10 protein-coding genes and 1 pseudogene are annotated in these 13,364 nt (G+C 46.0%); all 11 read left to right on the forward strand.

The window, feature by feature from the left end; translation table 11 throughout:
- The first annotated feature begins 349 nt into the window (after positions 1-349).
- The 11 genes and pseudogenes from CDA63_RS19005 to CDA63_RS19060 all read left to right on the forward strand — a co-directional run bounded on the left by CDA63_RS19005 (position 350) and on the right by CDA63_RS19060 (position 13,172).
- On the forward strand, positions 350-2,038 hold the full coding sequence (locus CDA63_RS19005; RefSeq protein WP_165768399.1) for an ABC transporter ATP-binding protein: 1,689 nt from the start codon (positions 350-352) through the stop codon (positions 2,036-2,038).
- Between the two features lie 55 nt (positions 2,039-2,093).
- A complete protein-coding gene (locus CDA63_RS19010) occupies positions 2,094-3,173 on the forward strand; it encodes a DegT/DnrJ/EryC1/StrS family aminotransferase (RefSeq protein WP_088466040.1) in 1,080 nt (359 codons plus the stop codon).
- A 462-nt stretch (positions 3,174-3,635) separates the two neighbouring features.
- On the forward strand, positions 3,636-4,307 hold the full coding sequence (locus CDA63_RS19015) for a NeuD/PglB/VioB family sugar acetyltransferase (RefSeq protein WP_126546965.1): 672 nt from the start codon (positions 3,636-3,638) through the stop codon (positions 4,305-4,307).
- Between the two features lie 95 nt (positions 4,308-4,402).
- Positions 4,403-5,377: a glycosyltransferase family 2 protein gene (locus CDA63_RS19020; RefSeq protein WP_088466042.1), complete on the forward strand. Its 975-nt coding sequence runs from the start codon at positions 4,403-4,405 to the stop codon at positions 5,375-5,377.
- Between the two features lie 190 nt (positions 5,378-5,567).
- Positions 5,568-6,650 (forward strand): glycosyltransferase, encoded by a 1,083-nt coding sequence (locus tag CDA63_RS19025; protein ID WP_088466043.1) that lies wholly within the window; start codon positions 5,568-5,570, stop codon positions 6,648-6,650.
- 3 nt (positions 6,651-6,653) lie between these two features.
- A complete protein-coding gene (locus CDA63_RS19030; protein ID WP_088466044.1) occupies positions 6,654-7,691 on the forward strand; it encodes a glycosyltransferase family 2 protein in 1,038 nt (345 codons plus the stop codon).
- A gap of 910 nt (positions 7,692-8,601) precedes the next feature.
- Positions 8,602-9,536 (forward strand): annotated as a pseudogene (locus CDA63_RS19040) (IS481 family transposase).
- A gap of 45 nt (positions 9,537-9,581) precedes the next feature.
- Positions 9,582-10,328 (forward strand): WbqC family protein, encoded by a 747-nt coding sequence (locus CDA63_RS19045; RefSeq protein ID WP_199797563.1) that lies wholly within the window; start codon positions 9,582-9,584, stop codon positions 10,326-10,328.
- Positions 10,325-11,329, forward strand: a complete 1,005-nt coding sequence (locus CDA63_RS19050) for an aspartate aminotransferase family protein (RefSeq protein ID WP_126546966.1) — start codon at positions 10,325-10,327, stop codon at positions 11,327-11,329. Before CDA63_RS19045 ends, CDA63_RS19050 begins: the two co-directional genes overlap by 4 nt.
- A gap of 143 nt (positions 11,330-11,472) precedes the next feature.
- A complete protein-coding gene (locus tag CDA63_RS19055) occupies positions 11,473-12,021 on the forward strand; it encodes a GNAT family N-acetyltransferase (RefSeq protein ID WP_088466048.1) in 549 nt (182 codons plus the stop codon).
- 194 nt (positions 12,022-12,215) lie between these two features.
- On the forward strand, positions 12,216-13,172 hold the full coding sequence (locus CDA63_RS19060) for a glycosyltransferase family 2 protein (protein ID WP_088466049.1): 957 nt from the start codon (positions 12,216-12,218) through the stop codon (positions 13,170-13,172).
- Positions 13,173-13,364 lie beyond the last annotated feature (192 nt).

Raw genomic sequence — 13,364 nt, forward strand, 5'->3', positions numbered from 1 at the left:
TGCACGCCGTCACGGCGGAAGGATTTGCCCTCAAGCTCCTGCTTTTCGTCTTCACCCACACCCTCGCCCAACTCGGCGCATAGGCCGCAACTTGGGTTAACTACTTTGCTTCGTGAAGGCCTTGAAAGGACCTTTCTGCTGCCATACTCGGCTTGTCGGCTTTACTCAGATTGGAAAGAGTTATCTTTGCGCCCTCTAACTAGGCAGCAAGACTCGCCTGCCTGCGCTACTGTATGGTACAGAGCCGTTATAAGAGAGCACTTTCAGTATGAGTAAAGGGATAATCGGTTATAGCATCAATAGCATTGGCTACTATCTGGACAGTGCGCAGAAGCGCAAAGTAGTAATTATGTTCCTGTTGCTGCTGCTTTCGTCCTTCTTGGACGTTTTGGGTCTGGCCTCCCTGGTGCCCATTATGGTAGTTGCTGGCGAGCCGGGAGGAATTCATAAAAACAAGTACTTTGATTGGATTTACCAGGAGCTGAGTTTTCAGTCGGATAAGAGCTTTTTGCTTTTCGTTATAGTAGGGGTCTTCTTCTTTTTTTTGGCAAAAAACGCTTTTTCTATTTGGATAAATAGTGTTCAGGCAAAGTTCACCGCCGAAATTGGCATGAAGGTAATCAGTAGTCAGCTGGATAAATACCTGCGTTTTCCCTACTGGCATTTCAATGATTATGGTTCGGCTAAGCTAATTAACAGTTCGCTACAGGTGCCTAGCACCTATGTGAATATGACCATTCGGCCCTTGCTGGTATTTTTCTCGGAAGTATCCATGGTGGCCGTTATTGTGGTCGGGATTATGTTGTACGAACCGCTACTCTTGGTTGTACTGGTTTTCGTATTAGCCCCTACTGCGTTCTTCACCTATAAAGTGTTACGCAACCGCTCCCAATACATTGGAAAACGCATAGACGAGTTGAATCCGATATCCATTGCCACAATTACCGACCTGTTTACCGGGTTTGCAGAGTTGAAGCTGGCGGACAAACAGCATCGGTTTAGGAACCTGCTACTGGAGAGCCAACGGGAAATCCGGCGGCTCGACGCGGAGTCCTATATGTATTCGCTGGTACCATTGAGGGTTATTGAAATGGTGGCTGTGCTTGGCGTAGTGACTATTTTCCTCTATTCCTTATTTCTGGCTGAAAGCTCAACCAGTATCGTCGCCTTAGTGGGCCTGTTTGCGGCTGCTGCCTATCGACTGATGCCTTCCGTGAATCGCATTCTCACCTCTATGGTGCAGATGAAGCAGACCCGGTATGCCATCGCAAATCTGGAAAGTTTCCGGGAGCAGGAGTTTGACGAGCAGGTTCCGATACAGCAACTCCCACTTATCTTTAAGGAGTCCCTCATCATGGAAAACATTTCCTTCGCCTTTCCTAGAGAGGATCGACTCGTGTTACAGGATATTAACCTCACGATCCGCAAGGGTGAGAAAATAGGGTTTATTGGTAGTTCAGGATCGGGTAAAACTACGCTTATGAACCTGTTGCTACGCTTCTACACTGAGCAGCAGGGCCGCATTCTGGTCGACGGCCAGCCCTTAACTGCGCAGCATCTCAAAGCCTGGCATAGTATTATCGGTTATGTGAAACAAGATACCTTTCTGATGCAGTCTTCTATCAAAGACAATATTACGCTGGGTGATCCGGAAGTAGATGAGGAACGCCTGAGCTATTCTATTGAGCAGGCTTCGCTGCAGGAATTTGTCAATAGCCTACCTTTGGGTAGCGATACGTTAATCGGTGAGCGTGGGTCCAAGCTGTCGGGGGGGCAACGTCAGCGCATTGGCATCGCTCGGGCGTTGTATAAGCGTACCAAAATCCTTATGCTTGACGAGGCTACCAGTGCCTTGGATAACGAAACCGAGCGGGAAGTCAATGAAGCCATTAACAAGCTGGCCCAGACGGATATTACCATTCTCATCATCGCCCATCGTATCACCACTCTGCGGGAGTGCGACCGGATTTACGAGCTGAGCCAGGGCCGTCTGATTGCCCAGCACCAATACCAAGACTTGGTACAGACTGTTATCTGACCAATGTTTTTGCCTCGACCTATTTTTGCCCTACTCCTTCTAACATAGCTTGAACATGAGCATCAACGTCACCAAAGCATATTTACCCCCATTGGAACAATATGTGGGCTATCTGGAGGGAATCTGGGAACGAGGTTGGCTGACCAATAATGGACCGCTGGTTCAACAACTCGAAGCCGATCTGAGCGCGGAGCTGGATGGTTCCCAAGTGCAGTTCATGTCCAATGGTACTATTGCTCTGCAGGTAGCAATTAAGGCGCTGGAGATGACTGGCGAAATTATTACTACGCCTTTTTCGTACGTTGCCACTACTACGGCAATTCTATGGGAAGGCTGCGAACCGGTGTTCGTCGATATTGAGGAGCAGACATTCTGCATTGACGCTACCAAGATTGAAGCCGCCATCACCCCTCGTACTACTGGTATTCTAGCGACTCATGTTTACGGCTACCCTTGCGATGTGTTAGCCATCGAGGAGATTGCAAAGCGGCATAACCTGAAAGTTATTTATGATGGGGCTCACGCCTTTGGAGTACGGGTGCACGGCCGTTCCCTGCTCAGCTATGGCGATATTAGTACCTGTAGCTTTCATGCTACTAAACTGTTTCATACGACCGAAGGCGGGGCAATCATTATGAATGATAAAGAGTTGGCCCGTAAGGTCTGGCTCTACAAGTCATTCGGCCATGTCGGCGATGAATATTTCACTCTCGGCATCAATGGCAAAAATTCGGAGTTCCACGCGGCAATGGGGCTTTGCAATCTGCCGCGAGTGCCGGGCTTCATAGCTGCTCGCCATAAGCTCGTCGTTTTGTACCGACAGGAACTAGCAGGGCTGCCGTTGCAATTTCCTGAATCTCAGGAAGCAAGCCTGGAGTATAACTATGCGTATTTCCCAGTTGTATTTGAAACCGAAAAGCAAATGCACCAAGTAAAAGATGCTTTGGCTGCGCAAGACATCAATACGAGGCGATATTTCTTCCCATCTCTCAATAAGCTGCCGTACCATACCGGAGCCGATTGCCCGGTATCGGAAGATATTTCTCGGAGAGTTCTTAGTTTGCCTTTTTACCAAGAGTTACATCTAAGAGATATCCAACGTATCGGCATCATAATAAGGAGCAATTTGGATTAATCTGTAAGCTGGATTTACATTGATTAAAGCTTGTTTCTCCGAAGTATGTAGGATTGTTAGGCTGTCTTTATATAGATTGAAGCTAGTCGGAAAGACAAGCCAACGTCATGTTCAGCTTGTCGAAGCATCTCTACTGATTAGTCAAACAAATTTTAGCAAACGGTTAAGATGGCTCAATAAGCGGATGCTAGATAAAGCATAACGTTCTAACTCTAACAAATCTTGGTGGCTTTTCGAATAGATTTTATGAGGAAGAAAATGCATAATGCTTTATTATGCTTGAGATATAGTGTGTAAAGAAAGCTAACGAATTTAGAGAATAGCTGTTCAGAAAAGCAACTACCTGTAGTTGTAAAAAGTATTTGTTATTTTAAAATAAATTTTGAAGTTGAGTAAAATTCAATATCAAGTTTGATAATAATATTGTAGTCGCGTAATAAAGTACTGTTAGCTAATAGGACATTGGTTTCACTTTTAAATGTTTCGCAAATTAATCTTATGCTGATAGTTGGTGCTAAAGGACACGCAATTGAAATTTTACAGTGCTTATCGCCCCTCGAGCGCGAACAAGCAGTATTCTTTGATGATGTGACACAAAATCAGCCAGACTTAGTTTTAGGCAAGTATAAACTCCTTCGTACTGCTACCGCAGCCCAGGTTTACTTGGCTACCATTGATTCGCGCTTTGTACTCGGACTAGGTGGGCCAATGTTGCGCCTACGGCTAGCTAAGCAGTTTAAACACTGGGGTGGACTACTTACAACAGTGATAGCACCAACGGCTGCAATAGATCCCCTTATTACCAAGTTGGGCGAGGGACTGAATATTATGCATCATACAATGGTAGCGTTGAGTGCCCGTATCGGCGATGGAGTATTAATTAATGCTGGTGCAACTGTACATCATGATACGCAAGTAGGGGATTATTGTGAAATTTCTCCAGGAGTTCGTTTATTAGGACGTTGCCAGCTAGGGATGGGCTGCCAAGTCGGCGCTTTAGCTGCCGTGTTACCCGATGTTGTAGTTGGCGATCATGTTGTGATAGGAGCTGGGGCGGTGGTGACACGCAATGTTCCTGCAGGATCTGTTGTAGCGGGTATTCCTGCCCGTCCTATTCATCACTCCATTAAGTAAGTGCTGATCTTAACTAGCCAAGCATTAACTTAATTTTTTTTCAAATCTGTTAGCAGAAGTGCTTAAAGTTGAGATAAATTTCTTCTCCTTAAACTATGAATACACGTGAACGGCTCATAACAGTGAGTGTTTGTTGCATTACATACAATCATGGAGATTATTTGGCACAAGCGATAGAATCGGTTTTAGCTCAAAAGACTGATTTCGCAGTTGAAATGATAATTGGTGAAGACCACTCTCCTGATAATACGCGCGCTATTGCTCAGCAGTATGAACAGAGATATCCAGGGCAGGTGCGCGTGCTGGCACATGCTCAGAATTTGGGCATTATGCGTAATCTAATGGCTACTCGGGCAGCATGTCAGGGTGAATTTATTGCTTTTCTGGAAGGGGATGACTACTGGATTGATCCCACTAAGCTACAGCGTCAGGTAGAGGCATTGCGAGCCTCTCCGGATTGTGCCATGTGTTTCCATGATGCTGAACTTCTGCATGAAGCTAGTTCAAATACCTCCAAAACGACAGATCAAAAGGTAACTGTTAGCTTCAGCGAAAAATTCTCCAAAATTCTGCCTGAATCTAAAAAGGGGACTTTGCCAAAGCGCTTTACGCAGGTAGATTTAGCTCAGCTCGGGTGGTTTATGCCCAGCGCTTCCATGCTGTTTAGAGCAGATAGCCTACCATTGCCTCTGCCACCGTGGTTTGCTGGTATATTTAGCGGTGACTATACTTTGCAATTACTTAGTACCAGTCATGGGGCCGCTTTGTACCTGCCGCATCAGATGGCTGTATATCGCATACATGCAGGGGGAGTAATGCACACCATGAATAACACGCTAATTCAAAATGAACGTTTCATTTGGGAGAACGAACAATACTGTCGGGTATTTGGGCTTGATGTGAGGCCTTATTTTGAAATTCGCCTCGAACACTTATATTTTGAACGAAGCGTGAAATTTGGGGAAAAGGGCCATCGCGCCCAACAATTATATTATTATGGTAAAGCTGTTACTATAAATTCACAGCGCTTCTGGCATCACTTGAAACGGTTAACCAAACGAATAATTTGACCAACGTGGATCTCTTTGAACTGATCTATAGTTGTTTTGCGAGTTGTAGCTCTGGATGTAAAGTCGCCCCTTTCACGTTTTACCACTCGCGTTGCTGGTCCGATTCCAATCAGTAACTACATGCAAACAGGTGGTTCTACAGCTGCCAAATTCTCTGTTTTCGAAATCGCTATAAGCAAGTTTCTCCTTTATGTCTGTTCCTCTAGTTGCCTCGGCAGGAGTTACCGTTCTTATTTGCACCTACAACGGTTCCTCTCGGTTACCTGAAACATTGCGTCATATAGCTGCCCAGCAAGTACCGGCACACATTGCGTGGGAGGTGGTCATCATTAGTAACGCTTCCAAGGATGACACACTGGATGTTGCTGCCAAATTAGGGCAAAAATTGGCTATGCCCTTTCGGGTTTTAGACGAGCCTGTGGCAGGTAAAGAAAATGCGTTAATCCGCGGTTTTGATGAAGCCGCATTCGAGTGTGTAATTATAGTCGACGACGATAATTGGTTAGCGTCTAATTATATATCTTTGGTATACGATACTATGATTGCTCACCCCGAAATTGGTATTCTGGGTGCGCATGCTAGTGGCGCATATGAAATACCACCGCCCGAGTGGTTCGAGGAATTTCAGGCTGTGTATGCAGTAGGACCACAAAACGGTGGTCAGAGTGGCCCACTACCAGACTATGATGGCTATCTATATGGAGCCGGATCAGTTGTCCGCAAATCAGCTTGGCAAAAGCTGAGAGCCCACGGTTTTCAATTTACGACATCAACGAAGAGAGGTGAAGCTATTACGAGCGGTGAAGACGTAGAGCTTGGTGATGCTCTTCAATTGGCAGGCTATAAGCTTTGGTACGACGACCGGCTTCGTCTGAAGCACTATATGTATAAGGAACGTTTGACTTGGCAGTATCTGATGCGGATCGGACAAGGGACCGCGTGCTCACAGTTGACCAGTATCGTATATTACTTTGTATTTCGCTATCCTAATCTGACTGAGTCACGATTTCGACAGCTTTACATGAAGCGACTGTTATGGCTAGCTTCTCAGATTGCCCGGCAGCCCGGTAATGTACTGCGTTTTCTGACGCGACGCGAGCAAGATAATTTATCCAGCAACTTTGAAACGTTGCGCCTACTGTACAACTTCAAATCCTCTGTTTCACAGCGTGAGCAGGCTGTACGTATTTTCCATCGGGTGCGCACATTGCAGGATAGCTTTATAGAGCCTGCAGCTAGTCATGTAGCATCCGATTTGGTAGCCAACTCCTAATTTATGCCTTCTTCTTCCAAACCGCTGGTTTCAGTTATTCTGCCTATTTATAATGCAGGCGAGTATCTACAGCCAGCTATCGATAGCATCTTGGCGCAAACATTTCGGGACTTCGAACTGATCCTGATAGACGACTGCTCGCAGGATGGCAGCTTAGCAATAGCTCGAAACTACGAGTCTGATCCGCGGGTATTGGTGCTGGCTAACGCGCAGAATAGGGGCCGCTCTTTTGCCGATAACTTGGGTTCAGAGTATGCTCGTGGTCGCTATATCGCAAAGATGGATGCTGACGATATTGCTCTGCCTCATCGACTCCAGACACAGTTTGATTTTTTAGAGCGAAATCCAACCGTCGGTCTGACCAGCAGCTTCTTAAAGTGTTTCGGTGAATCGAATATTATATACAAATACCCGCTGTCAGCCGACGCAGTACGCAGTTCTATGTTGTTCAATATGCCGATAGCTAACCCTACGGCCTTCTTTCGCCGCTCACTACTCCAAGACCACAACCTGCGTTATGATGACACAATTCAGGACACTTTCGGCGAGGACTATGAATTTATTGCCCGTCTGGCGCAGGTGACTAAGATAGAGAACCAGCCGACAGTATTGCTAAATTACCGAACCCTGCCACAGACGCAGAAAGTGGCAGTTCATGCCCATCGTAATGCCAAATCAAATCAGATTCGGAAACGACTGTTAAATTTATTTGGTATCCCATTTACGGAACGGGAGCTAGTAATCCATAATACCGTCTCCTACATTCCGCTCAAACTCGGCGACATTACGTTAGGTGAAGTTCACGACTGGCTGTGGAAAATATACGTGTTTAACCAGCAGCGACATTATACTACTGATGACGCCATGTTACGATGTGTTGCGGAGAGGTGGTTTCTAACATGCTACCATAATACGGAAATGAATATTAATGCTTTGCGGGAATATAAAAATGGACTATTGGCCAAGCACTACGAACCTACTTTCCAATTGCTAGGTAAATTTCTGCTAAGAAACTACTTGTTACGCCATTTTAAGAAGTAGAAATGCATAACAATCATTAAGCAATCTTCCCTGCACCAGTAATCCGGTTTCTCGGGTTTTTCTGCCTTTAAAACCAAGCATATTTGATGAATATTTGATTTATATTTAGTGATATATGTTCAAGATGGTGTAATGAAATAATATAGAATTAGGTGGTATATCTTCTTTGCCCTGCCTAATAACCCAGTCGGAAAAATCGATAAGCGAGTCAGATAAAACCCCCACCTTCTGTGACGAGGTATTGCGCCTCAAGCGAGTCAAAGCCGTCGCCACGCCCTCAATATCCTGATCAAACTGATCTAATACTGGTAAAAGTAATGCAACCAAGTTCCTGTACTGCCGCAGTTGCATAACTAATCCCGGCTACGCCCGCCAAATCGCGCCTGTTACGGACCCTGACCCGACAACAGATGCATGAGTTGACATTTTAAAAATGCATTGCCATCTTCTTGATCCCCGCAGATACCACCATCCAATAGTACTTTAAAGCCACCGAATACGCCCAGCATCTGGTATACCAGTTCTCTCGTGTCCGGTGTGCTAGCCAGTTGCTATTACCCTTAGCAGGATCATGAACTGTGAGTGCCGTAATGCACTGGGACGTCTGAGGCTCGGAAAACGGTCTTGGTCAAGGTCTTTTAGCACCATAAACGCTGCTATGGCAACCATTAGCTACAGGTGGCCCTGCGTCAGAGGGGGCAGAGCGTGGTCTGCTTGTGCCTGAACGCAGCTATGTGCCACCAAGGCCAACCAATGCATGACCAACTTGACCTACCGGCTGCGCATTGGTATACTGATCCTGCAGTACTACGGTTAACAAACGCATTTCGCCACCCACGAGGTAAGCCCCTAGTTGTATAGTCCCAGAGAGAGATGGTGTATTTTTCGGCCTGGAATTTCGCACACACCTATGGGACAAGTACTCCACGGCAGCGCCCGCACAACTTCGGCAATACGGGCCGCTATCCAACGTAGTCAGGAAAGCTTACAAAGCTTAGCCGCCCGCCACGGCATCAACCCCAAAACGGTTGCCAAGTGGCGCAAACGCACGACTACAGCAGATGCCACGATGGGGCCGACGCCCGCCTCCACCGTACTCACGCTGGCGCAGGAGGCGATGATAGTAGCGTTTAGAAAGCACACGTTGTTGCCGCTCGACGATTGTCTGTATGCCTTGCAGGCCACTATTCCCCACCTCTCGCGCTCGGCGCTGCACCGCTGTCTGCAGCGGCACGACATCAGCCGCCTGCCCTTGAATGAAGAGGGCCAAAGCCCGCCGAAGAAGAAATTCAAGGACTACCCCATCGGCTACCTGCACGTCGATTTTGCCGAAGTGCACACGGAGGAAGGCAAGCAGTATCTTTTTGTGGCCATTGACCGCACCAGCAAGGTAGCCTTCGCCGAACTTCATCCCCGCGCTAAGCGCGTGGTCGCGGCCGAATTTCTGCGGCGCGTGCTCGACAAGCTGCCTTACAAAATGCAAATGGTGTGCAGTTCACGGCACAGCCGCATCAAGTACTGCCAGGTGGGCACAGTTTTGACCGCGTTTGCCGCGAATATGGCGTCGAACATCGTCTGACCAAGCCCGCTCACCCCTGGACCAACGGCCAGGTCGAACGAATGAATCGTACGCTGAAAGAAGCCACCGTCCAGCGCTTCCACTATCAGACGACGCAAGAGCTCAACGAGCACCTACAAGCCTTTTTGCTGGCCTATAATCACGCCAAACGGCTCAAGACCTTACGCGGCGTCACGCCACATGAATTTGTGTGTGCCCAATGGCAGAAAAACCCTGTTAACTTTACCCAAGACCCGACCCACCTTACACTGGGACTATACACCTAGGGTACAGCATAAGCAAGTTTCAGTACCGAACTAATCATTCAAATCATGCAGTCAGAATTCAGTACTTTAACTTCAAGACCGAAGAAGGTATCCATTATGCAACCTTACTTCTTTCCCTATTTAGGGTATTTTTCGTTAATTAAGCATACTGATTTCTTTGTTAGCTTTGACCCAGTGCAGTACATCCGAAAGGGCTGGATTAACCGCAATCGGATGCTGAAGCCGGGTGAAGGTTGGCAGTATATAACCGTCCCCGTACAGGCTGCCAAGCGAGAAACCCTTATTAAAGATATTTTAGTTGCCGAAGGCGATGCTTGGAAAGGCCAGATTATGCGCCAGATCGAGCATTATAAGAAACGTGCGCCGTATTACGGGCAAGTGAAGGAATTATTGGAACAATGCTTTGCTTTCCCGGAGTTGAGCATTAGCCGTCTCAATACTTTTTACTTAGCCCAGATATGCTGCTATGTAGGAATTCCGTTTCAGCATGCTATTTTCTCAGATATGAATCTTGAGTTAGGTACCATTGAGGCACCCGATGAATGGGCTCTTCGTATCACGCAAGCTATAGGGGCTGCTACATACATCAATCCGCCAAGGGGGCGGGAGTTTTTTCAAATGGACAAGTATGCCGCGGCTGATGTGAATCTTCAATTTTTGGAGGTGCAGCTTGAGTCCTACAATCAACATCGGCCAGTATTTGAAGCAGGCCTTTGCATCCTTGATGTGCTTATGTTTAATAATCCGGAGGAAGTCCGACTGATGCTGGACAACATGACGCTAAATCCATGAAGCAATATATTGGTGGATTTCTGGAATTAGAGCTTTTCCAACAGCCCGGTTCGGGTTACCATGCAGATGCTTTAGCTTTGACAAATGCCCGTGCATGCATCAGCCATTTACTGCAACAGACTCAAGCACAATTAGTATGGGTGCCTTACTATACTTGCGACGCAATGCTACAGCCGTTTAAGCAGTTGGGTATTTCTTATCGCTTTTACGCTCTCGACAACCAGTTGGAACCGGAAATATTGCCCGTTTTGACAAAAAACGAATTATTTTTGTACATAAATTTTTTCGGTCTAAAAAATAATTTTATTAATCGTTTAGCAACTCACTACGGCGATGCTTTGGTGGTAGACAATACCCAAGACTTTTTTGCTCAACATTGCTTGCATGGATGGGCATTCAATTCCGCACGTAAATCGTTTGGTGTGCCGGATGGAGGCTATCTTTATGGCCCAGCCAAGCAACTTGGTACCGCCGACCGCTATCCGGTGAACATGAGCTACAGCGCTGACTACTTGATTGACCGGCTACGTGGGGAACAAATGCAAGCTTATGCTGGCTTCATAGCATATGAACAAACTTTAACAAACGAGCCGTTACAAATTTCTGCTTTCTCAGCTTCATTGCTTTCGCAAGTTGATTACGTGGCCGCAATGGCGGCGCGACGGGCAAACTACGCCTGCTACCACGAGAGTCTGAGCGAGCTGAATATATTGCCTATTATGCTCAACTTAGAGAGTTTGCCAGCCGATACGGTCCCATTTTGTTATCCGTTGCTGCTGCCGAGTGGTGAGCATATAGACCGGCAGGCATTGTTTCGTCAAAATATTTTTGTGCCCACGCTGTGGCCTGATGTGCTAACGCGCATGCCTGACGGCTTTGGGTGGGAGCGGCAACTGACGCGGAGACTATTGCCACTTCCGCTTGACCATCGCTATGGGTTTGATGAAGTTAAGTTCGTGGTGAGTAGCTTACGGAAGCTGCTGGTCCAAAGCCGCCGCTAAAGCAATTTGGGATAAGAAGGCCAAATGAAAACGACCATTCATTTGGGAGGAGCTATGGTCGTCGAATTCCGCCGTGTAAATCGGAAGTCCTATTAGTGGAGCACTTTTGCAGCTGCTAAATTCACACTTTAATTGATGTTTTCATGGAATTTGCCATCGATTTTCGTCCCTTTCGTCTTGAGGATGCCCGCTTTGTTAACGACCTGCGGCGATTAGAGAGTATGGAAAGCCTACTGGGGGGAAATAAGCGACCTGTATCTTACGAACGTGATGCGAAATGGGTGCAAGACCTAATGCTGGGCGACTCGCCGAACGCCATCTACTTTGCTATTACCGCTAAGGGCGAGGATGAGATTGTGGGGTACGCTAGTATTTCAGAAATTAACTATCAGAATGGGACATGCTTCTGGAGTGGTGTCAAATTAGATAGTCAAAAGGCTGGTCGGGGATGGGGCACACAAGTGGGTCTCAAAATCGTCAAGTTTGCCTTTGAGGAGCTGCGCATGGAGCGTTGCAAAGGGGAGGTGCTGGAAGAGCATGATGGTGCAATGCGCATGATGATCAAAATAGGTTTTAAGGTAGAGGGGCTGATGCGTAGCGCGGTATTCAAAAGCGGTAAGCACCATAATCAGTTTCTGCTAAGTATGGTTCGGGCCGATTATGAGCGTGTGAAAGAAGATTTGGATCTGTAAAGCTGGTTGTACTAGGCAGTGTTAAAGTGATGTAACTAAAATTGGCGTTTGCATAGTTACTAAAGAGATACGATAATTGATTTAAGCTATTGTAAGGATACATATACATGTATTATCTAATAAACACTAGATTTTAACATAAGTAATCATGTATTAGCGCTTTTGTAAAGCGCTATTTCCTTAATTGAATAATCATGCAGGTATTGTCAAAAATTCACTCGAATACTACTAGAAAACCATCTCTGGTAAGCGTTTTGCTTATTACATACAACCATGTTTCGTACATCCGGCAGGCAATAGATGGGATTTTAATGCAAGAGGGACCATTCGAGATAGAGTTAATTGTAGGAGACGATTGCTCGACTGATGGTACTAGTGCTATTGTTGACGAGTACATAGCGTCTTATCCAAACATTATACGTTTATTGTCTAGGGATAAAAACCTAGGAGCTTCTCATAACTTAGATCGTTGCCTATCTGCTGGCCATGGACAATACTTGGCTACAATAGAGGGAGATGACTATTGGACTGATCCGCATAAGTTAGCTCGACAGGTCGAGTTTATGGATAACAACCCAGATTATAGCTTATGCTTTCATAACGCACTAGTAGTCTATGAAGATGGTTCTGGAAAAGCGAGCCACCCAATGACGGCGGATTTAAAGCGAGAATATACTTTAGATGATATCACCCGCGATTGGAACATTGCTTCGGCCTCATTACTTTACCGTAATGGATTACTTCCTAAATTACCGGAATGGGCTTTTGAAGGGACTGCTACCGACCTTCCGGTAATTAGTATCCTTGCCAACCAAGGAAGAGTGGCTTGCTTACCAGAGATAATGAGCGTATACCGTATTAATAATAGTGGAGTGACGCGCACCGGGAAAGGCGATGCCTTTATGTTAGGTATCGTACGTATGCATAAAAATGTGGATAAATACTTAGGGCTGCGTTATCATTATAATTTCACATTGAAACTGATGGAGGATTATAATATTTTGACTGGTATAATGGCTAATGAAAAACATTATAGCAAAGCGATAAAATATTTTCTGAAGTATATGTTTATTAATTTGTATGTTAAAAAAATAGTTAAAATAAAAGATGTAAAAACATTAATATCATTATTGATTCCTGTGCTACGGTAATATTTTTTCATAGATGCTTTTATTTATTTCCTCCAGCTTATAGCAGTTTCGCAAACGATTTATCCTTTCAAGGGCCTTTACGTATGGTAAGGGTGAGGTGGTCGGGTAAATGTGGACAGAATAGGGTCTTATCTTTCGAATGTCATGAAGGACAGCCCCCAACCTCCTAAACGTCGGCGTTATGATGCCGCC

Origin of the sequence: Hymenobacter amundsenii, from assembly GCF_002204745.1 — a bacterium.
Lineage (GTDB): Bacteria > Bacteroidota > Bacteroidia > Cytophagales > Hymenobacteraceae > Hymenobacter > Hymenobacter amundsenii.